This is a genomic window from Lysinibacillus sp. AR18-8, from assembly GCF_001705465.1.
In the GTDB taxonomy this organism is placed as follows: domain Bacteria; phylum Bacillota; class Bacilli; order Bacillales_A; family Planococcaceae; genus Lysinibacillus; species Lysinibacillus capsici.
Map to the genome: position 1 here is coordinate 109,244 of NZ_MDGU01000023.1, position 25,979 is coordinate 135,222.

Here is a 25,979-nt window from a genome sequence, read left to right on the forward strand (position 1 = left end):
TTTAAAAAAATGATGTTACAATGACGATAACGATGAATGAAGGGAAGATGGGTGGCTAATGAATAACTAATCTTAATTTTTGTATAGGAAATTTTATATTTCACGAACAACAAAAATAGGATTAGTCTGCCCATTTTTCATAATAATTGCTTTATATTCGCAAACCACTGCCGATATTTAGCTACTCCAAAGCTTGTTTTCACAATAGTTTGGAGCTTATTTGTGTATGATATTGTAGCGACTAATCCTTCCAAATGAATTGGAGGGATTTTTTTGTCCCTCCAACTGAGAGGATGGATAGTATGAAGGAACTTTTAAAATTACAGGATGTACGTTATGAAATAAAGGATATGTTGTTATTTGAGCATGTGACAGGCACAGTAAAAAAAGGCGAAGTCATCGGCATTATAGGGAGGAATGGTGCTGGGAAATCGACATTATTACAATTGATTCAAGGTACATTATCACCAACTATGGGAGTAATTCAGGGAGCACAGGCTTTAAAAATTACATTTGTTGAACAGGAGCTAGCTCATTTTGACAAACTAGAAGTATCCGCAAGAGAAGCTGATCTGCTGGCTAAGTGGCAGGTACCTAATGTGTCATTTGCAGCGTTAAGTGGGGGTGAAAAGCTGAAAATGCGTCTTGCAGAAGGTTTTTCCCAGAATGCTCAAATTTTATTACTTGATGAACCAACGAATCATTTAGATGAACAAAGTACCGCATTCCTCATCAGACAAGTACAAAACTATAAGGGGACAATCATCGTGGTATCACATGATCGCTATTTTTTAGATAAGGTTGCCACAAAAATCTGGTCTATTGAGGAAAAAAGCCTGATTGAACATGATGGCAATTATACAAGCTACATGGCTGATAGGGAACACCGACGATTAACACAGCAACGTGCCTACGAGAAGCAGCAAAAAAACATTGAACGAATTGAGGCTCAAATGTCGGAACTGACGTCTTGGTCACAAAAGGGCCACGCCCAGTCAACAAAACTGGAAGGTTTTAAGGAGTACCATCGTGTGAAAGCAAAGCGTTTAGATTCTCAGGTGAAATCTAAGAAAAAGCGATTAGAGGCTGAACTTGCGAAGACAAGAGTGGAAGCAGTGGAGCCAGAAGCAGAGATTCGTTTTTCTTTAGGCACGAATCAACGAGTCGGCAAACGCTTACTGGAAATCAAGCATTTATCTTTAAAATTTGGTGAACGCATACTATTTAACGATGTGAATATTACGGCTCAATTTGGAGATAAGATAGCTATCACAGGAAAGAATGGAAGTGGGAAAACAAGCTTTTTAAAAGTTCTTTTAGGCAAGCTAGAAGCTGAGGGTGAAGTATGGGTATCACCAGCTGCAAACATTGGTTATCTGACACAGGAAGTATTTGATTTACCACTTGATCAGACACCAGAGCAATATTTTTATCAAGAGACATCTGAAGAGCGTGCTAAAGTGCGCAACTTGATGAAGAATTTAGGGTTTACACTGACACATTGGACATCTCCCATAGGCAAAATGAGTATGGGAGAACGCGTAAAGTGTAAGCTGATGGCTTATATTTTAGAGGATAAAAATGTTCTTATTTTAGATGAGCCGACAAACCATCTTGATCTACCTTCTCGTGAGCAGTTAGAGCATACTCTTACTCAATATAATGGAACATTGCTTGTCGTTTCACATGATCGATACTTTCTAGAAAAAGTCACGAACAGTGTTTGGGAGCTTCACGGTCAGCACATCAAGAAAAAGTGGACAGAAGTCACACCGAATAAAGTGGATGATACAGCGGCTCTCCGTTTAAAGCTTGAAACGGAAAGACAAGAGATTTTAGGCAAACTGAGCTTTCTAACAGTAAAAGATAAGGACTACACCATGCTTGATCAGAAGTTTAATGAGCTGACGAAGCGCATCAATGAACTTCGATAGCTGAAGCGTTTAAGTTAACCTTTTTCAGGGGAAAATATGGAGAGAAGGCATTTCTTAAATGGGGGTTAACATGTTGAAAAAGGTAGTATTTCTCTTTTTATTGTTAAGCATTTGTAGCTTAAGTGCTTGTGCTGAACGAAATAAGAATGCACAAGAACATGAGATTGAAACAAGTACATCTGTAGCACTGTCTAATAATGATCAAATTGATACGGTTCAAGCAACTGAAGCTCTTCAACAAATAAAGGAGCAGATACATTTCAATGTTCCAATAAAAATGCCAACAACGTTACCTATTGCAGAGGGTACATTTTTATCAGCTACAGCAAGAACACAGGGCGACCAGGCTGAAGTTATTTTTTATGAGAGCAAAGAGAATATGCCAATTAACGATATTCGATTAAAGAAATCAGCGACTATTATTGGAAGATTGCTGGTCAAGAAATATAAAAGTGTGGAAGGTGCAAGCACACAGATAGCATTTGATAATTTTAATCAAAATGGCGGGCAAGAGGTTGATCTTGGTTACAATATAAAAGGTTATCAAGATGCAGGCGCTGGTTCATTATGGACTGGTTGGAACGAAGGGCGATGGGCAATTGCCACTCATACACGAACTGATAATCCTGATGCAGGTGTCAAACTTGCTAAGCAGGCAGTAGCGTATTTAGAAAACCACATGCTACCTATTCCAAGGCAATATGGCATGGCTCAGCTAGATGTCTATCAATCAGGTAATTTAATTGTGTGGCAGGATGAAAAGCTTGTTTACACACTGGATTCAATCAAAGATCCTTTAAAAGCACTAGCAATTGCTACAGCCTTTTATCAATAATAGAAATCCTAGAGTAATGATGCTCTAGGATTTTTTGTATTATTTTACTTTATACTATTCAGCATTTTTTGGTATTCGCTGAATCTTTGCTGCCATTCATCCATTGGGAAATATTGATGGTCAACGCCATTTAGTAGATCTTTTAACATATCAAGACAAATATGCCATCCTGCTAAATCCCTCGGTGTATGCTCTGTCAGATTTTGAAGTGTCTCCACTAATACCAATAAAGAACCCTTTTCAGTAGAAAATAATTCAAATCTCACCGTATCTGTTCCCCAACCAAATTCTAATACTTCTTTCTCAACATAATCTGTGATGGTTATTTCCTCAAAATTACCTGTTCCATCATTCATATTAAAATGTATTTTCCCGTTCTTACGTAGCTCAATGATTTCTAAATTACTCATCCATTTTTGTAGGTTTTCATTGTTAGTCATAGCGGCCCAAACGGCATCTATTGAATATAGTAATGGCCGTTTGAATGTAGCAATATGGTAATTTGATTGTTTTTCAATAGTAGCTAGCACAGACATCCTCCTAATGATAAATTGCTTGAAAAAGTCTAGTGATGCCTAGTTCAATTTCATGCTTTTGTAAATGACCATAGCCAATAATCAATCTGTTATTATATTTTCCCTTTTGAATTGTATGATCCTCTACTGGGTAAACCTTTACACCAAATTGCTCTATTTTCACTAATAAGTTTCGTGTAAAATCAATCTTCTCAAATTCTGCAACTAAGTGCATACCTGTAGAATAGCCAAATATTTTTATGTTATGTGAAAAAGTGGATTGTAAACATTGAATCAGAAAATCACGTTGGCTTTTATAGAACTTCTTCATTTTTGTGATATGTCTTTCCATATAGCCCTCCTGTATAAAGCGAGAAAGGATAAGCTGGTCTAAGGAAGGTGTATGTAAGTCCGTAAACCATTTTAATTGACGGCATTTTTCAGTAAGCTGTGTTGGAAGGATAATGTATCCTATTCTTAATGCGGGAGAGAGAATTTTACTAAAAGAACCGATGTAGAGAACTAGCTCTGGATCTAGGCCCTGTAAAGAGCTAACAGGTGGCCCTTCGTAGCGAAACTCACTATCATAATCATCTTCTATTAAAAAGCAATGATTCTTTCTAGCATACTCAATTAATTGAATTCTACGCTGAATAGGTAAGGTACTTCCTAAAGGAAATTGATGAGAGGGAGTTAGAAAGACAAGTTTAGGATCTATATTATCTGGTAATAGGCTTGTTTTCATCCCGAATTCATCTACTGGTACCGGATAAATGGTAGCACCAGAAGCTTTAAAGATAGTTTGAATATCATTCGTTATAGGATCTTCCATAATAGCAATATCATTAGATGACAGCAATAATCTCGACACAAGCATCATTGCCTGTGTCGCACCAGATGTAATAATAATTTGCTCTGGATGACATTCAACGCCCCTTGTCCTTAATAAGTAGTGGGCAAGAGTATGCCTTAATTCTATGCGCCCCTCTGGAACCCCGTATCCTAATATGGAGGACTCACTATCGTGCCATAGCTGGTGACTTATCCTCGCCCAAGTTTTACGAGGAAACAAGTCGAGTGCTGGAATACCCGAGCGTAAGTTTACAACCTCTTTCCCTACTATTGGATCTCCTGCTTTATTTGTAATAAGAGGTTTGGTCTGTTGTGGTAACAATGTGCCTTCTGCAACAAATGTACCAGCTCCTCTTCGTGCAATTAAAAATCCTTCGGCAAGTAACTGATCATAAGCTTCTAATATGACATTTCTTGATACTTTTAATTCTACTGAAAGCTCTCGTGTTGATACTAATTTTTCTCCTGCCTGAAGTTGTCCACTTAAAATTTTTTCCCGTATTTGCTGATAGATTTGACGATTTAAAGGAATATCTAATGCTCGATCTATAGGTATCCATAACATTTTACATACCTCCGATTTGAAAGTGGTACCTTTAAAATCACTTTAAAGTGGTTCTACAGTTACCAATTTTATCATGATAAAGTACTTACCAATACCGAAGAGGGGGAATAAATATGAAGAAAACAGAAGAATTAGTGATTCAGGCCTTAAAAGCCGCGGCACGAGACGAGCGCTTGAAATATGCGGTGCAGCAATCAACAGAGCTCTACCCATTATTATGGAAAGCAGCAAAAAGGTATGTAACAGGAGAAAAAAGAGAGGATGCCATCGCTGCTGCACGTAATTATCTTAATGACAATTATAATATCTCCATTGAATATATTGGGGAAAATACAACCAATTTAAGGGATTGTCAAAGAGCAAAGGATGAGCTTTTACAAGTAATTGAGGAAATGGGGATTTTATCTTTGAAGCAAACAGTATCTTTCGATTTATCTCATATAGGTCTTTCTATTAATGCTGAGATAGCTTATAAGCATCTTGAAGAGCTTACACAAAAAGCTCAGCAGTATGGAATAACTTTGATGATAAGTATGGAAGAATCCTCTAAGACTAATGATATTATCACTCTTTACAAAAAAATAGCAACGGAGTATACAAATGTTGGAATTACATTGCAAGTGCATCTTTATCGTACAAAGTTAGATTTACAAGAACTTATGCAATATCCAGGGAAAATAAGACTTGTTAAAGGAGCTTTTCAAGAGTCTGTCGATATAGCCATGATCAGATCAGAAGAACTGAATAAGCATTATCTTGATTATGTTGATCAGTTAGTAAATGCGAATCATCCGTTATCAATCGCTACACATGATGAAATGCTTATTCAAGAGATAGAGCGACGTCAATATCTTGATAACTCAAATGTTGAAGTTGAGATGCTTTATGGTGTACGCCCTACATTACTCAATGAATTAAGAAGGAAAGATTATCGTTGTAGAGTATATTTAACGTATGGAAATGAGTGGTACTTATATCTTTGCCACCGAATTGCTGAACACCCTGAAAACCTATATTTAGCAGTAACCGATATTATTAATGAATCCATGGAACGAGTAGTATAGAAAAATGAATAGGTGGAACTGGAGTAGTGGGAAAGTTATTGTGGCGATGAGTATCGTTGGTAGTTCAGTTGTTGCGGGCAAATTGGTTGTTCAAAGTTTTCCAATTTTCTTAGCTAATGAACTAAGATTTCTTGTGGCTGCAATTATTTTGATTCCTTTGTGGATAAAGATAGAGGGATTTTCAACATTAAACAGAAAAGAGTTAGTAGCGATTTTTTTACAAGCGTTATTAGGGGTGTTTTTATTTAATCTATTAATGCTCCATGGTCTTTCAAAAACGACTGCTATGGAAGCTGGTATTATTACTGGTACTCTGCCAGTCTGCACGGCATTCCTATCCTATTTTATTTTGAAGGAGAAATTAACGAGGAATATGGGTATTAGCATACTCCTTGCCGTAGTGGGAGCTATCCTTATGAACATTGCTAACCATTCTACTACTAACCATTATTCAACTTCATTATTAGGCAATCTATTCATTTTAGGTGCAGTATTCTGTGAATCTTTATTTATCATCATTGGTAAGTTAATTTCTTATCGTATGAGTGCTCTTACAGTCTCAACTATGGTTAGCTTATTTGGCGTCATATTATTTTTCCCATTTGCTGTAGCTGAAAGCAGATATTTTGAATTTAAAGAAATATCAGCTGCAGAGTGGGGATTAGTATTGTATTTCGGCATTGTTGTAACCGTCATAGCGTTTCTTTTGATGCAACAGGGTCTTGCAGTAATTTCAGCATCTTGGGCAGGTGTACTTACTAGCTTATTGCCAATTAGTAGTATGATTTTATCTTCTATTCTATTGGATGAAAAAATAACTAATCTTCAGGTCTGTGGTTTTTTCTTAATTATAGCTGCCATCTATTTACTGTCAAAGCAGAAAGGGATACAGAACTAGTGATTTATAAAAAGTTAATTATCGGATAATATTGTGAAAAAAGGAGGGGTAAAGATGACACATCAACAAGCATTGGAACATTATATCCAAGCAACAAATACCCATGATTTTAATCAAGTAAAGGCTATTTTGCATCCACAAGCAATTTATTGGTTCTCTGATAAAACATGCACAACAACAGAGGAGATTGAGGCTTATTTCAAGCATGCATGGAATGTCATTAAAGAAGAGGTTTATTCAGCTACTGATGTAAAATGGTTAACCGTTGATGAAACGACGGCTACCTGTCTTTATACATATCACTATGAAGGCTATCATAACGAAAAGTTTGTCTCAGGTAGCGGTAGAGCAACTAATATTTTTACATTAGTTAACGATCAATGGAAGGTAATTCATGAGCATTTGAGTAGTGGTCATTAAATTATTTTCAATGTAACTTGAACAAGCAACAATATAATAATCAATGTTAGTAGTGTTTTGGCTATTTTTAATGGAATGTATGGGAGCACTATAAGACCTAATTGGGAGCCTATAATGGAGCCAACTGCCATAGCAATTGCATAGTGCCATTGAATAAAGCCAGTGTGATAAAACACAATAAATGCTCCTGTACAGCTCCCGAAGAGGAGTACTCGAGTGAGCTGTACAGCCTTTATGTAAGTATGATGAGTACGTAGATAGTGTAAGATGCTAAATGTCGAAGAGCCAGGGCCGAAACCACCATCATACATAGCGATGAAAAATGGTTGCCAAAAATGAGGTGCTTGATGTTCTAGCGAATCAGGAACTTCCGTCCACGCCTTATTTTTTAAAGTTACGACTAAAGCCAAAAGAAGTAGTACACAGGCCATATAGTTCATAGTTTGCTCAGACAGCGAAACCGCTAAAAGTGAGCCGCAAATCCCCCCAACAATAGCAAGAGCTATATATTTGATGATAGATGTGAGATGTAGCTCCTTCTGATAGAGTAGAAAAAAAATACTGGATAAAGACGAAATGCCTGTCGAAAATTTGTTTGTGGCAATACTTGTTTGAATAGGGATACCGACAAGCATCATGGCAGGAAGTGTAATTAGTCCACCACCTCCCGCAAGTGTACCAATAAAAGCAGCTACCATTCCGATACATATGAGTGTTAAAGAAATGTTTGTATAGAAAAGTCCAACTAAGCTAAGTAGTACAAATAATAACAGCATGATCATTTTATTCATAAGCTTCTCCCTTTCTTTTATTAGCTTTAGGGTAAATGGTGTTAATGTATAAATCTAATATATAATTTTTAGTGATTTATAAATTTAATTTATATTAATGGAGGCTGACAGAATGAGGTTGCTTCAATCGGAGGAAGAGCTGAAGAACTTAATTGCATCTGATGACTGGGTGATGAGCATTTTATCCACAGTAGAAAACTTGCAACTACCAGATTGGTGGATATGCGCAGGAATTATTCGCTCAAAGGTATGGGATTACCTTCATAATAAAAAAGAAAGAACACCAATTGCTGATATTGATGTGATATATTTTGATAAAGAAAATTTAGCAGAAGAAGTAGAGAAGCAGTATGAGCGAGAACTGAGAAAGTTATCTCCAAACGAGCCTTGGTCCGTGAAAAATCAAGCACGAATGCATGTCCTAAATGGTAGTAAACCATATCAGTCTGCTGTTGATGGAATCTCTCATTTCCCAGAAATCCCAACGGCAATTGGAGTAAAATTATCAGATGGGGTACTAGAGATTGCAGCACCGTACGGTATTCATCTTTTAGGAGCAGGCATAGTAGAGCCAACATCGTTTTACCTAGAAAATAAGTATGCCTATGCGATTTATCGTCAAAGAATTCAGCAAAAACAATGGCATTTATGTTGGCCAGAATTGAAAATTCATCTTCAATAAAAAAAGAAAGAGGGGGAACAATTGCAACAAGATATAACCTATGTCATTAAACACTATATAAAATCTTTAGATTGGATAGATAATTTACGAGGGTTATCTGAGGCACAATGGCGTATGCCCATTGAACCTGGGAAATGGTCGGTTGCAGAGGTAATTGGGCATCTTCCTCCATGGGACAAGTTTGTGCAAAATTACCGAATTCCTTTTCTCTTTACAGATGAGCGTCTGCCGAAAGGGCCAGATGTAGCACATTTGAATACGATGGCAGCTAAGAAAAGCCGTGAACAAACAATGGAGGAAACATTGAATGATTTTATTTCCACAAGGCGTCAATTATTGCAGGACATTCAGCAATGGACAGATGAGCAATGGCAACAGTCATTTAAAATTGGGCAGTCAGAAATGACTATAATCGACTATTTTGTAGGATTAATCAATCATGATTTACATCATTTTTCACAGATTCAGAATGTTATACATGTATAGGAGTTAGCATATGGATATCAAGTATTTAATTGATTACTTTGCACATGCTTCTGTAAAATTTACAGATGTTTTTACTAAAAAAATGGAGCCAAGTGAAGTAGATGCTGGTAGAACAACAGCTCCAGAAAAGTGTGGTTTAGTAGTGCCACTTGCAGGGAGTGCGATCTTTAGCTTTAATGGAACCCCCTATATGATGGAGCCGGGAATGATTGCCCATGCTGGCCCCCAGATGCCGATAGAAGTGAGAGCGACTGGCCATAAAGGTTGGGAGTATGCAGTTGTTCATTACAGCCTACCTACAGAAGAAATAAATCTATATCCACTAGCCGAGCAACATTTTCTAATCAATACAGGCTTTAACACACAAATTATTAGCCATGTTCAGCAATTAGTAGAAAGCTATTCCTTTCCTGGTAATATGGCTGTATTCAAGTCTAAGACATTATTTATGAATTTGTTGGAAGATATCCTTGTAGCGGCAAAAATGCAGGTTTTAGATAGTGCCAGCGAATTAATGGAACAGGCATTACAGTATATACATGAAAATTATGCACAGCAAATCTCAGTATCAAATATCTCGATGGAATTGGGCATTGAGCGTCGTCGTTTTGCTTATTTATTTGAGCAGCATACAGGTATGAATCCAAGTACATATATAACAGAATACCGTATACGACGTGCGAAAGACTTACTAGAATATGGTGGAATACCTGTAGCTGAAATTGCAGAATGTGTTGGATATGTAGATTGTTTTTATTTTAGCAGAGTATTTAAAAAGTGTACGGGTTTATCTCCCTCAGCCTATCGCAAGTTAAAAATAGAGGAAGCCAGATATGTATAATTGACTGTTTCTTATAAAAAAGAAGCAGTTTTTTTATTGCTTAAATCGGCAAAAATCCATGTCATTTTCGAAATCGTCCATTCACAATCTTTTTTCACTTTGTTAGGATAGTATCCGTAAATGATAATGAGTATCAATTATATATTGACTTATATATGAAAACGATTATCATTATCAATATGAGCTCGTTAGGGGAGAATATCTATGAATAAATATTTTAAAATGTGTGCACCAGCACTATTAGCATTATCACTGGCTGCATGTGGAACAGACAAAGCAGAGGAAGCAACATCAACAGCTAATACAGCAGAGACAAGTGCAACAGAATCACAGACAGAGCAAGCTAAATCAACGCAGACCATCACGTACTTAGGCGAGCAATATGAGCTACCAGCCGAAGTAAAGAACATTGTCGCTGCCAGTCTTGAATCAATGGAAGATGCGGCAATGCTTGGTGTTAAGCCAGTAGGTGTTCTAGAAGTAGGTGGAAAAGTTCCTGCCTATCTAGCAACAGATTTTGAAGGAGCAACACTTGTAGGAAATAAAATGGAGCCAAATGCAGAAGCCATTCTTAATCTGGATCCTGATGTAATTGTGGGTACTTCGAAATTCCCTGAAGAAACGGCTGAAAAGCTCAACAAAATTCAAACAATGATTCCATACTCACATATTTCAACAAATTGGAAAGAAAATTTAACATTGCTTGCACAATTAGCTGGGAAGGAAGAGGATGCAAAGAAAATCATCTCTGACTATGAAGCCAAAGTTGCTGATGCCCAAGTAAAATCCAAGGAGCAATTAGCAGATAAGCAAGTATTAATCATCCGTGTTCGTGGTGGAGTGATGTACATCTATCCAGCAGGCGTTTATTTAAACCCTGTTCTATATGAAGATTTAGGAGCACCTGTACCAGAAGTTGTTACAACAGCTAAGGCGCAAGCGGAACTATCACTTGAAACATTAGCACAAGTAAATCCAGATGTGATTTTCCTGCAATTCGAGGATTCCGAGAATAAGGATACGCCAAAAGCTTTAGAGGAGCTACAAAAGAATCCAATTTTCACTAGCTTAAAGGCAACACAAAATAATCAAGTTTTCGTCAACACAATTGAGCCATTAGCACAAGGTGGTACTGCTTGGTCTAAGGTGAAATTCTTAGATGCTGCGGCTGAAAAATTATTTAAATAGTATAAACAGGCTGGTAGTAGATTTGGTGATATCACCGGGCTATTACCAGCCTTTTGTAAGATGTGGCATTTTTCATTGCAGGCGTTGTTAAGGGTATACACTTAAGTGATTGATATTGTGTACCGCAAAATGGATAAAGAAAAAGGTGTGAAAGTTGAAAAAAACAAACATAGTGTCGTTTTCAATATTAGCGATATCTCCTTTCCTTATTGCCCTTGTGGCACTTATTTCTGTTATGTATGGGACAAAAGATATTAGTGCCATTACAGTATGGCAGTCGATGACAGCATTTGATCCATCGGATGTCGATCATCAAATTATAAGAACAGGCCGTATTCCAAGAGTTGCCGCGGTATTACTAGTTGGAGCATTTTTAGCAGTTGCCGGTGCAGTCATGCAGGGGATTACACGAAACTATTTAGCCTCGCCTTCATTAATGGGTGTCAATGATGGCTCTGCATTTGTCATTACATTAGCCATTGTTTTTTTTCCAGGGCTACCAAACTATCAAATGATTTTATTATCGATGCTTGGTTCTGCATTGGGAGCTGGTATTGTCTTTGGTTTTGGCTCGTTAATCCGCAATGGCTTATCTCCAGTAAGGCTAGCCATAATTGGAACGGTCATTGGCACATTTTTAAGTAGTATTGCTACTGCTATTGCGATGTATTTCCAAGTATCACAAACAGTAAGTGCTTGGTATAACACAAAGGTACATATGGTAAATATGGATATGCTGATTCTTTCTATTCCATTTGGTTTAACTGGGTTGATCTTGGCTTTATTATCGGCAAAAGCGATTACCATTACTTCATTAGGTGAAGATATTGCCATGGGGCTAGGACAGAAAACAAAAGCAGTACGTATTATTAGCATGCTAGCTGTCGTATGTTTGACAGGGACAGCGGTTGCACTTGTAGGGAAAATCGCCTTTGTAGGGTTAGTCATACCACATATTACACGCTTCCTTGTTGGTGTTGATTATCGCTATATTATTCCTTGTGCAGCTGTCATTGGAGCCTTTTTCTTAGCGCTTTGTGATGTCTTGAGCCGCGTTGTCAATTATCCATTTGAAACGCCAATTGGTGTCTTAACCGCATTGGTCGGTGTACCATTCTTCTTATATTTAGTTCGTAAGCACGGAGGTGAAAAACGTGCATAAAAAAACCTCAAGTGTATTCTTTTTAACCATGCTGATGCTTGTTTTAATGATTTTAGTTGCGAGCTATTTACATATTACAAATGGTGTTTTTGATATGTCTGTAATGGATGTCATCAAAACATTGCTACGGATCGAGTCAAATTCAAAGTTTGATCTTGTTATATTTGAGTTCCGTTTACCTCGGATTGTCATTGCTGGACTTGTCGGTATTGGCTTAGGTATGGCAGGAGTTGTATTACAGGGGATTACACGCAATGGACTAGCAGATCCAGGAATATTAGGGATTAATGCTGGAGCTGGTGCAGCAGTCGTACTATTCATGTACTTCTTTCAAGTAAAGCTAGTGAGTGCAGATATGAACAGCTGGATGTCAATTTTAATGATGCCACTATTCGGTTTTATCGGTGGAACAATTGCAGCTATCCTGATTTTTTCATTTGCTTTAAAAAATGGTCATCTGGATATGCAGCGATTAATCTTAACTGGTATAGCTATTAATAGTGGATTTGGAGCTTTGTCCTTGTTCCTATCCTTAAAAATGAGTGCACAAGATTTTGAATCAGCGGCTATTTGGATGGCAGGTTCAATTTATAATGCGAATTGGATCTTTGCGCTTACGATGCTACCTTGGCTTTTGATTTTAGGAATATATGTGCATAGAAAATCATATTTACTCGATTATTTTCAGCTTGAAGAGGATAGCATCACAAGTTTAGGAATAGCTGTTGAAAAGGAGAAAATGAAGCTGTTACTAGCCAGTGTAGGTCTTGTCAGTGCTTGTGTGTCCGTATCAGGGAGTATTGGATTCATAGGTTTAATGGCCCCACACATTGCCAAGCAGCTTGTTGGTATTCAGCACCGTTATGTTATGCCAGTGAGTGCTTTAATTGGTGCAGGTCTGTTAATCCTCGCTGATTTTATTGGTAAAACCGTTTTTGCACCATCGGAACTGGCTGTAGGTATTGTTGTTTCAATTATTGGGATTCCGTATTTCTTGTATTTACTGGTGAAATCTAAGGCATAGGAGGAAATGGCGTGCAAACTGCATTTAGAATGGAAAATTTGGCTTCAGGTTATGAGCAGGTACGTGTCTTTGAAGGGTTAAATTTAACGATAGAAGAGGGCAAAGTGACTACAATCATCGGTCCAAATGGTTGTGGTAAATCTACACTCCTTAAAACAATAGGACGTATTTTAAAAAAACAACAAGGTACGGTATATTTGCAGGAGCAAAATATGCAAAATTTATCGACCAAAGATATTGCCAAGAAACTAGCAATATTATCTCAAACACCGATAGCTCCTGGTCAATTGAAAGTGGAGGAGTTAATTGCGTATGGTCGCTATCCACATCGCAACAATGTCAATCGTTTAACGAATAAGGATGAGGAAATGATTGAATGGGCTTTAACAGTTACTAATACGATGGAATATCGAAATAGGGAGCTTGCCCAGCTTTCAGGAGGTCAGCGTCAGCGTGTTTGGCTAGCTATGGCCTTAGCACAAGAAACAAATATCTTGCTATTGGATGAACCTACTACTTATTTAGATATGGCGCATCAGCTAGAGGTATTGGACATTGTTAAAAGTTTAAATGAGCACCACAGCTGTACAGTAGTGATGGTTCTACATGATATTAACCACGCGGCCAGATATTCAGATCATCTTATTGCAATGCGTAAGGGTACTATTATGCAAACTGGCACGCCACAGGAAATTTTAAGTGCTGAGGTAATGCGTAAAGTATTTAATATTGATGCACGCATTATGGAAGATCCTGTAACCAACACACCTGTATGTTATGGCTATGAAATTTTGAAGGAGGATATCTAATGAATACAACTAAAGTAGACTACATTACACAACATATGACTTCAAAATTGACAAATTATTTGTACACGATTAATATCTATGTGCCAGAGGAGGAAGCGCCACAAGATGGCTTTCCAGTTTTGTATGTACTTGATGGCTCATCCTATTTTAACCTTGTAAAGGAAGCGGTGCGTCTACAAAGTCGTAATGCACCAAAAACAGGTATCCTTCCAGCTATTGTTATTGGAATTGGTCATGGCGACGATATGCGTGAAAGAAGATTTTATGATTTTACAGCACCTGCGGAGTCTTATATTTATCCAGCAAGATTTAAAGGAAAAGGTCATGAGAAGCTTGGAGGAGCAGTGGATTTTAGTCGCTTTATAGAAGAAGAGCTAAAGCCGACGATTGAGGCACAATATCCAGTAAATCAAGCACAGCAAGCTTTATTTGGTCATTCCCTAGGAGGTTACTTTGCACTGTGGCAACTATTTCACCACCAATCCAGCTTCCAGCACTATCTAGCTATTAGCCCCTCCATTTGGTGGAATGAGCATGAATTAGTGCAGTGTGCTTCAGTATTTCTGAACGAGCATCAAGATATGAACGAAACTTTGTTTTTGAGCGCTGGTGAACTTGAAACCTTTATGGTGGATGATGCGCGCCAAATGGCGACAGTATTAGAAAAAATAATGAATGTTGAATTTTATGAGGCTTTAAACGAAAATCATGCTTCGATCGTACCAACTGTTATGAGTAGAGCCATACGTTTTATGCATAAATCACATTAATAGTAGACCGCATTGTCTTTTGATAATGCGGTTTCTTTTTTATTTATTAATAAAATTAACGAATGATACGCATAATAAAGGAAATTTGGTCATCTGTCTGGGATAAATGGAGGCGCTGTATGCAAAATAAAATTTTAAGAAACCCAGTATTTCTTATTTCAAGTGGAGCAATTTTTCTTTTGGTCATTATCGGAGCAACGATACCAGAAAAATTTAAGAACGTAGCAAACAGCGTATTTCATATGACAACAGATTATTTCGGCTGGTTTTATTTAATGTCAGTCTTTATTATCGTTCTTTTTTTATTCGGACTGGCAATTAGCAAATATGGCACTATTCGTTTAGGATCAGAAGATGGTCGTCCTGAGTTTAGTTTTCTAACATGGATTTCCATGCTCTTTTCAGCTGGACTTGGTGTCGGTCTGGTCTTTTGGGGTGTAGCTGAGCCAATGAGTCATTATTTTTCACCCCCATTCAGTGACACAAAGCCTCTATCAACGGATGCAGCCCGACTTGCGATGGGATATTCATTCTTTCATTGGGGATTAAGCCAGTGGTCTGTTTATGCCATATTGGGCCTTGTTATGGCCTTTGTACAATTCAATAAAAAAAGAAATATGCTCATCTCCACTGCTTTAGAGCCTGTCACTGGAACAAATCGAGTCGTTAAAGGAACGATCGATATTCTCGCAGTAATTGCTACCGTCATGGGGGTAGCAACGTCTATAGGGCTAGGCGTATTACAAACAAATGGAGGTTTGACATTTGTCTTTGGTTTGCCAGATACATTTATCTTGCAAGTGGCCATTATTCTTATCATGTTTATTGGCTATATGTTATCAGCCACAACAGGTCTACAAAAAGGGATGAAGATTCTGAGTAATGTCAATATGACTTTAGCAATTGTCTTACTCTTATTTGTTTTTATTACAGGCCCAACAATCTTTATACTTGAAACCTTTACATTAGCTATTGGTGATTATATTTCAAATTTTATTCAATATAGTTTAAGGATGCAGCCATATGTTGGTGGAACTTGGGTGAAGGATTGGACAATCTTTTACTGGGCATGGGCGATTGCTTGGTCACCATTTGTAGGCTCCTTTATAGCTCGTGTATCCAAAGGCAGGACTATACGAGAATTTATTATAGGTGTATTAATTATTCCGCCCCTCATTGCCTGCTTTTGGATCGCGACCTTTGGAGGAACTGCGATGTGGTTTGATTTACATCAAGATGCACAAATCGCTCAATCTGTTCATAATGATGTAACGGTTGCTCTTTTCCAGCTTTTTGAACACTTACCACTTTCAATGATTGCATCCACAATTGGAATACTTTTAATCATAATATTTTTAATTACCTCTGCTGATTCCGCCACCTTTATTATGGCAAGTATGACGACAAAAGGATCTTTAAATCCCACCATTTTATCAAAGTTTGTATGGGGTGTTTTGATGGCAGCTATTTCAGGTGTTTTATTGTATACAGGAGGTCTTGAAGCATTACAAACGGCCTCGTTAATTGCTGCATTACCCTTTACAGTGGTGTTACTTTTATTAATGATTTCTTATATTAAGATGATGAAGGAAGAGATTATTCCTCTTAAGAAAAAGGATATCCAACGTTTGAAAATAGCGAGAAAGCATATTGAAAAGGAAGCAAAAGTGAAAGATAAACATACTAAGTAGTAGGCCGTATTCGAAATAATACGGTTTCTTTTTGTTTTAACATGCACTATTATGAATAAAAAACGATAAGAGGTGCTTTAGGATGGAAATTGTTTTAGCACAGAGCAAGGATGCCCCAGTTATACATCAGGTGATGCTACAGGCGTTTCAAGAATATGAAAAAGCCACTCCACCATCCAGTGCACTAAGTGAAACGGTGGATTTTATTGAGCAGGCAATGCAGCAAAGTGAACAAGCGTTTATTGGCTATATCAATAAACAGCCAGTTGCCATGGTAAGGTTTACCCTCAGTACAAAGGGAATTTATTTTTTTAGACTTTCAGTTATCCCAGAAAGACAGGGACAAGGTTTAGCTAAAACACTAATTTCTTGGCTTGAACAATATGCACTATCGAAGGGAATAACAATTAGTCAGTGCAAAGTACGTATGAGTGTTCCACGTAATATTGAGTTATATCGTTCATTAGGTTATGTTGTAACGAAAGAGGAAATGGTGAAGAATCGTAATGGTAACTCTCTAGTAATAGCAACAATGGAAAAGAGACTTTCCAATGAGGAGGAGTTTAATTGAGAAAAAAGGTCGGCTGCTTGCATGCTCATTATTCCAATATACAATACATTGAGCAGGCTTTTCAAAGCGCTGAAGACATAGAGATACTCCATTTTGTAGACCCTGGCGTAATACAGCACGTGTCTAAAGGTAGTGATGGTTTAGCACGTAAAGTTAAGGAGCAAATTGAATGGATAATTAGTTGTGATGTGGATGCCATTTTAATAACGTGTACAAATTATATTGCTTTATTAGAGGATGAAACTTTGCTCGATTCCTCGATCCCTATCATAAAGATAGATGAGCCCTATTTTGAAAGTATATGTAAGCAACAGCCTCAATTTATTCTTTTTACAAATCCTGCAACTGTCGAAGGAACGATGGCAAGACTTCACCAATATGCTAAGCATCAAGGAGTATCAGTAGATGTAGAGGGAAAAATTATTGAGCATACATTTAATCTCATTATGCAGGGGAAAAAGGAAGCATATGATGATGCTATTTTAAGGGCTTTACATACTTTGTCAGCTGAAGAAAAATCCATATCAGTTGCCCAGCTATCGATGGTGGATGCAGCGCAACGATTTCAAGATCACACGGCAATTACAATTCTCCATCCATTAAAGTCATTAGTTGATATTGTAAAGAGTAAGATAAAATGATAGTTTCATAATTTACAGAATTATCTGTAACAATCTGGTTAAAACAAACGTTTCATAAGAAAGGGGGATGTTATGAAACGAGTTGTATTTGTATGTATATTGCTATTATTTTTAGTGGGTTGTACAGACAAAGCAAATGTTACAATGCCAGAGGATCTACCTGATTTTGATTTTGTGCAAGAAAGTGATATTGCATCAGTTGATTGGAATCAAAAGGCAGTGGAATTTGGTGATAGAGGCATTATTGGTAATGCTGATAAGTCGGGTGTCATTGGTGCAGATATGCCAAGTTTAAGCACACAAAAATGGATGTGGCATCTATGGGGAATAGATGAAGTACGAGATACAGAATTAACGGTTATTGGATACCATAGAGACTCTAAAGTCATACAACCGATTTTAGTGAATGGTTGGAGCATAGGACTCGGAGGACCTGTTAATGGAGCAGATGCCCATACACCTTCTCATGTGAAAGTTCCTAAGCCTGGTGAATGGGCTATTCTACTGTATACAAATGAAAAATACTTTGATACGTTGATATACGATATCCAGGAATAATAGTAAACCCTTATTTTATAATTATTTATACTTATAAAATAAGGGTTTTTGATGTTTGTATATGTATTGGGAAAGGAGGTGTATGGTGTGCGCATGTAAGCTTGCATTGTGTATTGCTTTCATATTTCTGAAATGCACAAGATGCTGAAGACGCCATTCAGAAAGAATATGTAAATACGAAAAGCTATTGAACATAGATAATTACAGTGCAAGGTTGTAGCAAGAAAAATATTAAATTGGTAAGATAAAAAGTAAAATGGAGGTCAGCAATATGAAAGATTTACGTTATCCTATTGGACAATTCCAATTTCCCAAAGAAATGAATTCACAGCAAGTACTAGAGTGGATTAATGAAATTCGTTTGTTACCAAAACAACTTGCAGAGGCATTAAGTGGTGCAAGCGAGCAAGACTTAGTAAAATCTTATCGTGAAAATGGCTGGACAGTGACACAGCTAGTCCATCATATTGCTGATAGTCATATGAATAGCTATATTCGTTTTAAGCTAGCTTTAACAGAGGATGTACCAACCATTAAGCCATACAATGAGGCAGAATGGGCACAGCTACCAGATTCTGAAATGCCAGTAGCAATTTCTTTTAATTTAATTGAAAGCTTACATGAACGTTGGGTTTATTTACTGTCAAGCTTATCGGATGAACAATTACAAAGAGCCTTTAATCATCCTGATTCAGGCCTGACGACTCTTGAGCATGCAATTGGCCTTTATGCATGGCATGGTAAGCATCATTTGGCACATATTCAGAATGCTTTGGTTAAATAAATATGGATGTTTTATGAAAAAACAAGTGATTTCTGCTAATAAGGAAATCACTTGTTTTCATTTTTTATTTAAGTTTATTTTATACGATAGTAATACCAGCACTTGCGTTACCAGCAAGTGTAGCAGCAACTCCTGTAGTAGTCATAGAGAATACCATTAGTAAACGATCACCAGTACTTACAGGTACTGAAACGTTTGCATTACCACTTGCAATCGTACCTACTGCTAATGCTATTAGTGGTAAAGCTGGTAATAAATCAACAAATGCTGCAGTAGGGCTGAATACATTGCTTCCTTGAACTGCGCGGTAAATCTGTGCTCTGACAGTCGCTGTTCCAGTTAGAGTTAAAGCAGCAGTTGCTGAGATTGTAGCAGAAATAGATGTAATTGTACCTGGACGTGGAACCGTAAATGCTTCAGTAGCAAGACTAGATGTTAAATCGATATTAACGCCAGCAAGAGCAACTCCTGGAACAGATGTACCAAATCCAACAAGACTTACAGTACCAACTAAACCAGTAGCAAGAGACACTAAAGCAACAGGAGTTATTCCTGATGAGAATGGGATAATAGAACCAGTAGCTACTGGTGGAGTAATACATGCAGCGTCAATTGCAACAAAAGGTCCCAGTGCAGTACACTCCCCGTTACCATGACCGTTACCTGAACAGCCACACATTGAGTTATTCAAACACATTTTTACACCCCCTTTCTTCATTATTCTATTCATTTCAGATTAGGGGTTAAGGGCAATTATCTATTTCACCTATAAATTCAATGATTTCTTAATGACTGCTTTTATTTGACACATAAAGACATCCACTATGTATGTTTTGACATAGTGGATGTTTAAGATAATGTTAACTCCATCTTTTAAAGAAATCGAAAAATGAGTTTTTTCCCTTTTTATGGTCTTCCTCAATCGGCTTGTTTACAGATTCAAGTTGCATGATCTCTTCTTCAAAGGACAGATGAACCTCATAGGTTGCATCAGCATGATACACTTCAACATATTCTTCTGTTTCCAATGAAGGAGAATGATCTATAGCTGAAGGTTCTGCTACTGTTTCTGCAATGATTTGGTTGAGAGGCTCACTAGCTATTGCTTCAATGTCTTGACTAACAGGTTCGCTAAGTTGCTCCAAGATAACTTGTTCTATCGATTCATTCGTTACAATGGGATTCTCAAGATTGTTATGTTCATTCTCAATTTTCACAGCCTCCATAGGATTATTTAATGTTTCAGTTTTAGTGCTATCTGATTCATTAACTATAGAAGATTGTAAAGTATCATTCTCGATGTTTTCTTCTCTTGAAGCAGGCTGTACGGCAGATGGATCATATACACTTACTGGAACTTCCTTTGCATCCATGGCATTTTTAAAATGGAAGGTGGATTCAACTGTCGTGTTTCTGTATAAACCATTGTATATTTGGCTGGGGTGCGTATTGATTGATTGGAAATATTGCTGATTAAAATGCCGTTCTTCAGGTTTAGTTTCCGGTAGACCATTCTGAGGAGAGGGACCCCCGATATTTACATTTGGTTGGTGGTTTTTGGCTTTACCTGCCACACTTTGTAGTAGTCTATAAGAAGGTTGTGCTGATGTAATTGTAGTTTGATCTGCTGTCTGTGTCATTCTAGGTTGTCTAGGTAAAAGATTAGAATAGGTTTGAGCAGGCATGTCAATGGAGGGCATTATGGTTTTTGCATCATTTCCTTTAACTGGTAACAGTTTATTTAAAATTGATAAAATCTCTTGGTTCATTCCTTCAATGGTTTGATTCAAAGACTCAAGCTGTGTTGAAAGAACCCTAATTTGATCGTCGTATCCTTTTATATATGAATTTTGTTTAGTATCCAATGTCTCTGTAATCCCTTCTAAATGGGCCATCTGTGTTTTTAGTCCATCAAACTCCTGCTTCATATAAAGGAAATCTTCAATTGACTTCCCCATTTTTAACGAGGTTAACGATTCTCTATAAGATTCAATTTTTTCCTTTAAATTTTCAATTTCTTGAGTGGTATACAATTTTGACTCTTCCATTGTAGTTCACCCCTTTCAGTCCATTATTAGTTTATTAAAAATATTGACTTTCTGTTACAAATATAACGGTTCTTTCAACATTTTGATTCGTCTCGTTAATGAGGGAGGAGTATGAAAACAAATCTTGATTGATTTTAATAAATATCCAATGTAACTATTTGTTAGCCCATGCACTTATAGCTGAAAAACATATGCTACAAACGAAAGATAAAAATTTTATGGAGGTGTCAAAAGGATGCAAGAGCATATGCCATCCCAGGCGCAGGAACTAATCTGTATAAATGTTGATAAGGTATACGACTGGATTGTAAAAGAAATGTCGTTTGATATTTCACCTACTGGACCAATTACATTCCCAGGTGTTACAGCAACTACTGACTTAACAGGTGCTATTGTTACTTGTCGAGTAATTCCAGCAACTACAAATCCAATTGTGATTCTGAACCGTGAGAATCGCCAATTCTCTATTGATGGATCAACTGTTTGTCTGCAACATCTAAATGTTCAAAAGAACTTCATTCTAACAATTGTCGTTACTTTACCTAATGGTACTGTTTTCACAAGCAATAATATTCCAGTTTCTCGCTGTGAGCAAGTGACATTATGTGCACCTAAGGGAACAGACGTTGAAATTTTATACACAGATTTAGATTGCTTCGTTTGTACAACTGGAACACTTAGTGTTGGAACAGGTGCTGCAGCAGGTACAATCACGTTCTCTGCGTTGACAATTACTGTTGCTGTTTGTCAAAGTATTCAATCTACATTCCCAGTTACTGTGGAATTTTTAGCAACTTTCTGCGAACCAAGAGCAGACTTACCATTCTCATGTCCAACTGCGGTTCGTCCACAACAATGCCCAGTTATTTTCCCAACTGTTGGTTAATTGTGATAACAAAAAGAAGAAAGTCATACTATGAAGAGAGGGTAATCCTCTCTTTTTTTAATGGAAATAACAAGGAGGTTTAAAGTGGCAGATCGTATTGAAGACAAGATACAGGCACTAAAAGAACAAACAAATGCCTATGTTCATGATATTAAAAGGTTGGTTGAGGAATTAGCAATTCCGAATAGGATTAACCTCATTAGTTATTTTACAACTGCACTTAATATTTCTTATGATCCTGAGCAAGAGAGTTTATGTTTAGGCTCCTATCATATTCGTAATATTGGTAGTGCAGCCGTCACGAACCCATCTTTGTGTATAACAATACCCAAGGAGTCACCGTTTTATTTTTCAGGGAGATATGTTCATGAAAATTTCACTCCGAATTTTAAAACTCAGGGGCAGAGTCAGTGGGAGCGTTTTAATGACAAATCAAGCAAAGAGGAGTATTGGCTGAGACCAGTTGGTAAATCAACAATCGAACCGAATGAAACCATTTCATTTACCAATTTTCAAATAAAATGGTCCCATAATTTATCATATTCAGGCACGATTATGGGTTTTACATATTGCGATCAGCTCACAGAAGGTGTTGTTGTTTTAAATCCAATTAATCTAAATGGAATGGGCCAAACACAGGAGGAAGACAATGGGTGACAACGAAAAACAAGAGTTTGGTAGTGTAATTCAACAATTAGTAAAGGAACAGCTAAGTCGTCGTAATGAACAAGATAATAGCTTTGCCTTTCTTGAAAAAAGTACATTACAGCTATTAATAGCCTATCTTGTTTCAGACGAAAAGAGTCATGTTGAACAAATAGAGAATTCAAAGTTAGAAGAAAAATGGATGAAGCAGCTGGATGATTTACTAGAGGAAAGTAGAGAGCAGCTTGAAGAGGTGGTCGATTTACTAAAAAGATATTCAGGCTAGGGGGTGTGATGATGGACAATGATATTGTGAAAAACAATGATCCAATACAGCTCCAACAAATGATTATTTTTTTAAGGGCCGAGTTAGCCAAGTACAAAAATGAAGTAAAAAGACTTAGAGATAGTGATTATTATTCTTTGGTTCTTCGACTTGAACGAGAAAATGTTCAATTAACAAGGCATAAAAAAGATCTTTCGATGGAGCTCCTAAAGTTGAAAAGAGACTTTGATAAGGAATTGCAAGCTTACGATGAAGAAATTCAGAAGAGAGAAGAACAAAGAAAAAAGCAAATTGCATCCATTGAGGCATTATTAAAGGAATTGGCAGAATTGCGGGCTGAAAAAAAGTCATTGATGGACAAATTTCAAGCATCAAAGGAGACTTCGATCGATTCAAATGAAAGGTCTATTGTGGAAGGAATAGATAAAAAGTTAAGTGACTATACAACCATAGCAAGTAAACAAATGGAGAATATTTTAGAGACACTAGAAAAATACCATAGAGAGAAAGTAGAATCAGACAGCCTTCATCGACACTTACTAAGTGAGTTAGAGACGAAAAATCTAGATATTGAGAGATTATCCAATGAAATCGTTGCATTAAAGAAACAATCTAAGGATGGTAGCACATCAATGAAACAAGGAGTTAATATTGACGAACAAATAGATTTTAGATTACGCATGCTCGATGAATTAGATGCGAAATTGAATGAACTAGCGTTAGAAATCAATAGTGAGCAGCTTTAGCTATAAAATTTCATCATGACTGTTTCAAAGATATGCCTTTGAAACAGTCATTTTTTGATTTGCATAAAAAGCTTATAAGAAGGTTCAATCGCTCACAAAGAAGAGGAAGGCGCTCCAAAGCAGGTTAACCCCGCTCACAAAGTAGAAGACACCACTCTAAAACAGGTCAGACCCGCTCATGAGGAACTCATCATGACCCCCATTCCAATATTATTTTGTTTCTCTATGCAGGGTTACACGCTTCAGACGAGGGGAGTACTTTTTAAGCTCCAATCTTTCGGGATTATTGCGTTTATTTTTAGTAGTAATATAGTTTTTATCACCTGTTTCAGTACAGGCTAGTGTTACTTGTACACGCATTGAAGGACCTCCTTTTAAATAGTAATTATTACGATTTAAACAATATATTTCTCACTGGATATTGTCAAGTTTAATTTCACTAGTAATAAAAAGCTTTGCATTTTCCAAAGTAATATGATTTAATTACAAATTGTAAATAGTAATGATTACGATTTGAGGAGTTGTAAGAATGACAAAGAAAATTCCTGTTACAGTATTGAGTGGATATTTAGGTTCTGGTAAGACAACAATGATGAATCATGTATTGCAAAACAAAAAGGATTTACGTGTCGCTGTTATTGTGAATGATATGAGTGAAATTAATATTGATGCGGAGCTTATCGCAAATGGTAGCGGTATATCACGTACAGAAGAGAAATTTGTGGAGCTATCGAATGGTTGTATTTGCTGTACATTACGAGAGGATCTATTGCAGGAGGTGGAACGTCTTTCGAAGCTAGGCAATATTGATTACATTTTGATTGAATCGACAGGGATTAGTGAGCCGATTCCAGTTGCACAAACATTTAGTTATTTAGACGAGGAGCTTGGCATTGATTTAACGAAGTTTTGTCGATTAGATACAATGGTTACTGTCGTAGATGCCCATCGTTTTTGGCATGATTTTCAGTCTGGGGAAAGCTTATTGGAGCGGAAGGAAGCTGTTGGTGAATTAGATGAGCGTGATGTTGCAGACCTTCTTATTGATCAAATTGAATTTTGTGATGTCCTTATTTTAAATAAGTGCGATTTAGTATCCGCAGAGGAGCTTGAGCGATTAGAACGTATTTTACGTGCATTACAGCCTGAGGCAAAACTTATACGTACAACAAATGGTGTTATTGATCCAGTTGAAATTTTAAATACGGGGCGCTTTGACTTTGAACGTGTCTCTGAATCGGCTGGTTGGTTAAAGGAGTTGGAGCTTGGTCATGAAAACCATACACCAGAGACTGAGGAGTACGGGATCTCTTCTTTTACCTATAAACGCAAAAGACCGTTTCATCCGATGCGCTTTGTTGAGTGGTGTGATCACATGCCAGATTCAATAGTACGAGCGAAGGGTATTATTTGGAGTGCAAGACATCAGGAAGTTGCGCTATTATTATCGCAAGCGGGGTCATCTGCAAAAATTGAACCAGTCTCTTATTGGGTAGCGGCACTTTCTCAAGCCCAGCAGCAGGATGTATTCCAGCAAAGCCCTGAAGTATTGGAAGATTGGGATGAAGAGTTCGGAGATCGAATGACACAACTTGTGATTATTGGCATTGATCTAGATCGAGAAGACATCACTAAACAGTTGGACAACTGTCTGTTAACAAATGAAGAGTTTCAGAACCCTTGGGAAAGTCTACAAGATCCCTTTAACTGGGAATGGCAATAAAGAAGAAAAGAAGATTTCGGCTAAGACTCCGAAATCTTCTTTTGAAATACACGATTATAATTAGTAGCATCTCGTAATGCTTTTTCTTCTATAGGTATTCGGACAGAAAGCATTGTAATATTGAGTAATGTAAAACAAAATGCTGTAAAGTAAGCCTGAAACATGAGTGGTAGCAAAAGGATTTCTAAACAAACTACCGCATAATTGGGGTGGCGCATATATTCATATGGCCCTTTACGAACAACTTGTGCGTCAGGTAAAATGAGGATTTTTGTATTCCAAAAAGTGCCCAAAGAGCGAATACACCAGATCCGCAAAGCCTGCACTGCTAAAAATAATATAAAAAATAACGGAAATAAGGGCGAGATACCATTGTTGTTTGTGACGATTTCCACTATTAAAAACAGAAAAAAGCTAATATGCATGGCTACCATATAGGGGTAGTGTGAAGCACCTACTTCATAGGCTCCTTGTGAAAGCATCCATTTCTCATTGCGCTTGGCAATGACAACTTCTGTCAATCTTTGTAGAACGACAAGGATAAAAATAAAATAGAAGATCATG

General features: G+C 37.2%; 30 protein-coding genes. 23 read left to right on the top strand and 7 right to left on the bottom strand.

Annotated features, from left to right (window positions below; translation table 11 throughout):
* Positions 1-302: 302 nt before the first annotated feature.
* Positions 303-1,934 (top strand): ribosomal protection-like ABC-F family protein, encoded by a 1,632-nt coding sequence (abc-f, locus tag BFM98_RS16805; protein WP_066037964.1) that lies wholly within the window; start codon positions 303-305, stop codon positions 1,932-1,934.
* 70 nt (positions 1,935-2,004) lie between these two features.
* Positions 2,005-2,769, top strand: a complete 765-nt coding sequence (locus tag BFM98_RS16810; protein ID WP_254660050.1) for a hypothetical protein — start codon at positions 2,005-2,007, stop codon at positions 2,767-2,769.
* A 44-nt stretch (positions 2,770-2,813) separates the two neighbouring features.
* Here the strand turns inward: BFM98_RS16810 and BFM98_RS16815 are convergent, their stop codons facing one another.
* Together BFM98_RS16815 and pdxR are read right to left on the bottom strand one after the other, a co-directional pair.
* Positions 2,814-3,305 (bottom strand): SRPBCC family protein, encoded by a 492-nt coding sequence (locus tag BFM98_RS16815; protein WP_254660051.1) that lies wholly within the window; start codon positions 3,303-3,305, stop codon positions 2,814-2,816.
* Between the two features lie 4 nt (positions 3,306-3,309).
* Entirely contained in the window at positions 3,310-4,701 is a 1,392-nt protein-coding gene (gene pdxR, locus BFM98_RS16820) for a MocR-like pyridoxine biosynthesis transcription factor PdxR (RefSeq protein WP_054549662.1), read from the bottom strand.
* Between the two features lie 113 nt (positions 4,702-4,814).
* On the opposite strand from pdxR, the gene BFM98_RS16825 reads away from it, so the two are divergent.
* From BFM98_RS16825 to BFM98_RS16835, 3 genes are read left to right on the top strand one after another with little or no spacing between them, the layout of a single operon-like run.
* Positions 4,815-5,765 (top strand): proline dehydrogenase family protein, encoded by a 951-nt coding sequence (locus tag BFM98_RS16825; protein WP_066037966.1) that lies wholly within the window; start codon positions 4,815-4,817, stop codon positions 5,763-5,765.
* 4 nt (positions 5,766-5,769) lie between these two features.
* The gene (locus BFM98_RS16830) at positions 5,770-6,663 is read left to right on the top strand and encodes a DMT family transporter (protein WP_066037967.1); all 894 of its coding nucleotides are present in this window, start codon (positions 5,770-5,772) and stop codon (positions 6,661-6,663) included.
* A gap of 54 nt (positions 6,664-6,717) precedes the next feature.
* Positions 6,718-7,083, top strand: coding sequence for a YybH family protein (locus tag BFM98_RS16835; protein ID WP_066037968.1), 366 nt, complete (start codon positions 6,718-6,720; stop codon positions 7,081-7,083).
* Here BFM98_RS16835 and BFM98_RS16840 read toward each other — a convergent pair.
* Positions 7,080-7,874 (bottom strand): sulfite exporter TauE/SafE family protein, encoded by a 795-nt coding sequence (locus BFM98_RS16840; RefSeq protein WP_066037969.1) that lies wholly within the window; start codon positions 7,872-7,874, stop codon positions 7,080-7,082. The genes BFM98_RS16835 and BFM98_RS16840 overlap by 4 nt on opposite strands.
* 112 nt (positions 7,875-7,986) lie before the next feature.
* Here BFM98_RS16840 and BFM98_RS16845 point away from each other — a divergent pair, with 112 nt between their 5' ends.
* The 13 genes from BFM98_RS16845 (at position 7,987) to BFM98_RS16905 (ending at position 19,081) form a co-directional block, all read left to right on the top strand.
* Positions 7,987-8,556 carry a nucleotidyltransferase family protein gene (locus tag BFM98_RS16845; protein WP_054549657.1) on the top strand — a complete coding sequence of 190 codons (570 nt, stop codon included), beginning with the start codon at positions 7,987-7,989 and terminating at the stop codon, positions 8,554-8,556.
* Positions 8,557-8,577: 21 nt separating this feature from the next.
* Positions 8,578-9,042 (top strand): DinB family protein, encoded by a 465-nt coding sequence (locus BFM98_RS16850; protein ID WP_066037970.1) that lies wholly within the window; start codon positions 8,578-8,580, stop codon positions 9,040-9,042.
* Between the two features lie 10 nt (positions 9,043-9,052).
* Positions 9,053-9,883 carry a helix-turn-helix domain-containing protein gene (locus BFM98_RS16855; RefSeq protein WP_066037971.1) on the top strand — a complete coding sequence of 277 codons (831 nt, stop codon included), beginning with the start codon at positions 9,053-9,055 and terminating at the stop codon, positions 9,881-9,883.
* A 204-nt stretch (positions 9,884-10,087) separates the two neighbouring features.
* A complete protein-coding gene (locus tag BFM98_RS16860) occupies positions 10,088-11,071 on the top strand; it encodes an ABC transporter substrate-binding protein (RefSeq protein WP_066037972.1) in 984 nt (327 codons plus the stop codon).
* A gap of 154 nt (positions 11,072-11,225) precedes the next feature.
* Positions 11,226-12,233 carry a FecCD family ABC transporter permease gene (locus tag BFM98_RS16865; protein ID WP_009370610.1) on the top strand — a complete coding sequence of 336 codons (1,008 nt, stop codon included), beginning with the start codon at positions 11,226-11,228 and terminating at the stop codon, positions 12,231-12,233.
* 28 nt (positions 12,234-12,261) lie between these two features.
* Positions 12,262-13,257 (top strand): FecCD family ABC transporter permease, encoded by a 996-nt coding sequence (locus BFM98_RS16870; protein WP_016993066.1) that lies wholly within the window; start codon positions 12,262-12,264, stop codon positions 13,255-13,257.
* Between the two features lie 29 nt (positions 13,258-13,286).
* Positions 13,287-14,066, top strand: coding sequence for an ABC transporter ATP-binding protein (locus tag BFM98_RS16875; protein ID WP_066038038.1), 780 nt, complete (start codon positions 13,287-13,289; stop codon positions 14,064-14,066).
* Positions 14,066-14,836 carry an alpha/beta hydrolase gene (locus BFM98_RS16880; protein ID WP_066037973.1) on the top strand — a complete coding sequence of 257 codons (771 nt, stop codon included), beginning with the start codon at positions 14,066-14,068 and terminating at the stop codon, positions 14,834-14,836. The genes BFM98_RS16875 and BFM98_RS16880 overlap by 1 nt, the downstream gene beginning before the upstream one ends.
* 119 nt (positions 14,837-14,955) lie before the next feature.
* Entirely contained in the window at positions 14,956-16,527 is a 1,572-nt protein-coding gene (locus tag BFM98_RS16885) for a BCCT family transporter (protein ID WP_066037974.1), read from the top strand.
* 82 nt (positions 16,528-16,609) lie between these two features.
* The gene (locus BFM98_RS16890; protein WP_066037975.1) at positions 16,610-17,098 is read left to right on the top strand and encodes a GNAT family N-acetyltransferase; all 489 of its coding nucleotides are present in this window, start codon (positions 16,610-16,612) and stop codon (positions 17,096-17,098) included.
* Positions 17,095-17,739 (top strand): hypothetical protein, encoded by a 645-nt coding sequence (locus tag BFM98_RS16895; protein WP_066037976.1) that lies wholly within the window; start codon positions 17,095-17,097, stop codon positions 17,737-17,739. The genes BFM98_RS16890 and BFM98_RS16895 overlap by 4 nt, the downstream gene beginning before the upstream one ends.
* Before the next feature lie 72 nt (positions 17,740-17,811).
* Positions 17,812-18,297 carry an META domain-containing protein gene (locus BFM98_RS16900; RefSeq protein ID WP_066037977.1) on the top strand — a complete coding sequence of 162 codons (486 nt, stop codon included), beginning with the start codon at positions 17,812-17,814 and terminating at the stop codon, positions 18,295-18,297.
* Positions 18,298-18,568: 271 nt separating this feature from the next.
* Positions 18,569-19,081: a YfiT family bacillithiol transferase gene (locus BFM98_RS16905; RefSeq protein ID WP_048394098.1), complete on the top strand. Its 513-nt coding sequence runs from the start codon at positions 18,569-18,571 to the stop codon at positions 19,079-19,081.
* A 79-nt stretch (positions 19,082-19,160) separates the two neighbouring features.
* Here BFM98_RS16905 and BFM98_RS16910 read toward each other — a convergent pair whose 3' ends face one another.
* Positions 19,161-19,778, bottom strand: a complete 618-nt coding sequence (locus BFM98_RS16910) for an exosporium glycoprotein BclB-related protein (protein WP_054549653.1) — start codon at positions 19,776-19,778, stop codon at positions 19,161-19,163.
* A 163-nt stretch (positions 19,779-19,941) separates the two neighbouring features.
* A complete protein-coding gene (locus tag BFM98_RS16915) occupies positions 19,942-21,129 on the bottom strand; it encodes a hypothetical protein (protein WP_066037978.1) in 1,188 nt (395 codons plus the stop codon).
* 235 nt (positions 21,130-21,364) lie between these two features.
* Between BFM98_RS16915 and BFM98_RS16920 the strand changes: the two genes are divergently transcribed.
* From BFM98_RS16920 to BFM98_RS16935, 4 genes are all read left to right on the top strand, one after another.
* A complete protein-coding gene (locus BFM98_RS16920; RefSeq protein ID WP_004231775.1) occupies positions 21,365-22,015 on the top strand; it encodes a BMQ_0737 family morphogenetic spore coat protein in 651 nt (216 codons plus the stop codon).
* Positions 22,016-22,099: 84 nt separating this feature from the next.
* A complete protein-coding gene (locus tag BFM98_RS16925) occupies positions 22,100-22,672 on the top strand; it encodes a hypothetical protein (RefSeq protein ID WP_048394104.1) in 573 nt (190 codons plus the stop codon).
* A complete protein-coding gene (locus BFM98_RS16930) occupies positions 22,665-22,946 on the top strand; it encodes a hypothetical protein (protein WP_048394106.1) in 282 nt (93 codons plus the stop codon). Before BFM98_RS16925 ends, BFM98_RS16930 begins: the two co-directional genes overlap by 8 nt.
* Before the next feature lie 11 nt (positions 22,947-22,957).
* Positions 22,958-23,692: a hypothetical protein gene (locus tag BFM98_RS16935; RefSeq protein WP_066037979.1), complete on the top strand. Its 735-nt coding sequence runs from the start codon at positions 22,958-22,960 to the stop codon at positions 23,690-23,692.
* A gap of 210 nt (positions 23,693-23,902) precedes the next feature.
* Here BFM98_RS16935 and rpmG read toward each other — a convergent pair whose 3' ends face one another.
* Positions 23,903-24,052 (bottom strand): 50S ribosomal protein L33, encoded by a 150-nt coding sequence (gene rpmG, locus BFM98_RS16940; protein ID WP_004231780.1) that lies wholly within the window; start codon positions 24,050-24,052, stop codon positions 23,903-23,905.
* Between the two features lie 169 nt (positions 24,053-24,221).
* Between rpmG and BFM98_RS16945 the strand changes: the two genes are divergently transcribed.
* Positions 24,222-25,415, top strand: a complete 1,194-nt coding sequence (locus tag BFM98_RS16945; protein WP_066037980.1) for a GTP-binding protein — start codon at positions 24,222-24,224, stop codon at positions 25,413-25,415.
* Positions 25,416-25,435: 20 nt separating this feature from the next.
* Here the strand turns inward: BFM98_RS16945 and BFM98_RS16950 are convergent, their stop codons facing one another.
* Complete coding sequence (locus tag BFM98_RS16950; protein WP_036079526.1) at positions 25,436-25,978, bottom strand: isoprenylcysteine carboxyl methyltransferase family protein; 543 nt, start codon at positions 25,976-25,978, stop codon at positions 25,436-25,438.
* Position 25,979: the final 1 nt, after the last annotated feature.

Bases quoted from the DNA above. Each gene is read 5' to 3' on its own strand.
- BFM98_RS16880 (WP_066037973.1), top strand. From the start codon at position 14,066: ATGAATACAACTAAAGTAGACTACATTACACAACATATGACTTCAAAA.
- BFM98_RS16860 (WP_066037972.1), top strand. From the start codon at position 10,088: ATGAATAAATATTTTAAAATGTGTGCACCAGCACTATTAGCATTATCA.
- BFM98_RS16875 (WP_066038038.1), top strand. From the start codon at position 13,287: ATGGAAAATTTGGCTTCAGGTTATGAGCAGGTACGTGTCTTTGAAGGG.
- pdxR (WP_054549662.1), bottom strand. From the start codon at position 4,701: ATGTTATGGATACCTATAGATCGAGCATTAGATATTCCTTTAAATCGT.
- BFM98_RS16890 (WP_066037975.1), top strand. From the start codon at position 16,610: ATGGAAATTGTTTTAGCACAGAGCAAGGATGCCCCAGTTATACATCAG.
- BFM98_RS16825 (WP_066037966.1), top strand. From the start codon at position 4,815: ATGAAGAAAACAGAAGAATTAGTGATTCAGGCCTTAAAAGCCGCGGCA.
- BFM98_RS16930 (WP_048394106.1), top strand. From the start codon at position 22,665: ATGGGTGACAACGAAAAACAAGAGTTTGGTAGTGTAATTCAACAATTA.
- abc-f (WP_066037964.1), top strand. From the start codon at position 303: ATGAAGGAACTTTTAAAATTACAGGATGTACGTTATGAAATAAAGGAT.
- BFM98_RS16855 (WP_066037971.1), top strand. From the start codon at position 9,053: ATGGATATCAAGTATTTAATTGATTACTTTGCACATGCTTCTGTAAAA.
- BFM98_RS16845 (WP_054549657.1), top strand. From the start codon at position 7,987: ATGAGGTTGCTTCAATCGGAGGAAGAGCTGAAGAACTTAATTGCATCT.
- BFM98_RS16830 (WP_066037967.1), top strand. From the start codon at position 5,770: ATGAATAGGTGGAACTGGAGTAGTGGGAAAGTTATTGTGGCGATGAGT.
- BFM98_RS16900 (WP_066037977.1), top strand. From the start codon at position 17,812: ATGAAACGAGTTGTATTTGTATGTATATTGCTATTATTTTTAGTGGGT.
- BFM98_RS16815 (WP_254660051.1), bottom strand. From the start codon at position 3,305: ATGTCTGTGCTAGCTACTATTGAAAAACAATCAAATTACCATATTGCT.
- BFM98_RS16950 (WP_036079526.1), bottom strand. From the start codon at position 25,978: ATGATCTTCTATTTTATTTTTATCCTTGTCGTTCTACAAAGATTGACA.
- BFM98_RS16870 (WP_016993066.1), top strand. From the start codon at position 12,262: ATGCTGATGCTTGTTTTAATGATTTTAGTTGCGAGCTATTTACATATT.
- BFM98_RS16910 (WP_054549653.1), bottom strand. From the start codon at position 19,778: ATGTGTTTGAATAACTCAATGTGTGGCTGTTCAGGTAACGGTCATGGT.
- BFM98_RS16945 (WP_066037980.1), top strand. From the start codon at position 24,222: ATGACAAAGAAAATTCCTGTTACAGTATTGAGTGGATATTTAGGTTCT.
- BFM98_RS16920 (WP_004231775.1), top strand. From the start codon at position 21,365: ATGCAAGAGCATATGCCATCCCAGGCGCAGGAACTAATCTGTATAAAT.
- BFM98_RS16915 (WP_066037978.1), bottom strand. From the start codon at position 21,129: ATGGAAGAGTCAAAATTGTATACCACTCAAGAAATTGAAAATTTAAAG.
- BFM98_RS16835 (WP_066037968.1), top strand. From the start codon at position 6,718: ATGACACATCAACAAGCATTGGAACATTATATCCAAGCAACAAATACC.
- rpmG (WP_004231780.1), bottom strand. From the start codon at position 24,052: ATGCGTGTACAAGTAACACTAGCCTGTACTGAAACAGGTGATAAAAAC.
- BFM98_RS16885 (WP_066037974.1), top strand. From the start codon at position 14,956: ATGCAAAATAAAATTTTAAGAAACCCAGTATTTCTTATTTCAAGTGGA.
- BFM98_RS16810 (WP_254660050.1), top strand. From the start codon at position 2,005: ATGTTGAAAAAGGTAGTATTTCTCTTTTTATTGTTAAGCATTTGTAGC.
- BFM98_RS16905 (WP_048394098.1), top strand. From the start codon at position 18,569: ATGAAAGATTTACGTTATCCTATTGGACAATTCCAATTTCCCAAAGAA.
- BFM98_RS16935 (WP_066037979.1), top strand. From the start codon at position 22,958: ATGGACAATGATATTGTGAAAAACAATGATCCAATACAGCTCCAACAA.
- BFM98_RS16840 (WP_066037969.1), bottom strand. From the start codon at position 7,874: ATGAATAAAATGATCATGCTGTTATTATTTGTACTACTTAGCTTAGTT.